At 52.3% G+C, this 411-nt stretch carries 1 protein-coding gene; it reads left to right on the forward strand.

Annotated features, from left to right (window positions below):
• Positions 1 to 411: hypothetical protein (locus tag J5837_RS07660; protein WP_210536073.1), on the forward strand; the 411-nt coding region annotated here is incomplete at both ends.

Genomic DNA, 411 nt, shown 5'->3' on the forward strand with positions numbered 1-411 from the left:
GCCAACAATGCACATTGTCGAGATTGATAGAGAAAGACCAGACTTTCGTGTCTTCATTGACCTGTTGTACGGGGAGAATCGCAACGTTGATACGGAAGGCGACTCTGATCATGTCTACAGTCGATCTTGGACTTACCTCTATATCGCAGATCGCGAGAGCGATGACCCGCCCATCGAAATCTTCGCAAGGGACGGACAGCCATCTAGCTTCGCCGTCGAATCAGAGTTTGAGCGCCTTGAGGAACTCGCTGCTCTCTATCTGTTCCTTACCAGCGGCAAGTCAATCTCTGATGGCACGTCCAAACCTGTTGATGTTTCGGAGCTCATGGCCAAGTACAGTCTTGAGCTGCATCGGGCGGCCAATGCGGTATGGCACAAATCATCAAGTGACCTCCCGCATCCGGGGTTGGC

The organism is Pseudoxanthomonas helianthi, assembly GCF_017939625.1.
Lineage (GTDB): Bacteria > Pseudomonadota > Gammaproteobacteria > Xanthomonadales > Xanthomonadaceae > Pseudoxanthomonas_A > Pseudoxanthomonas_A helianthi.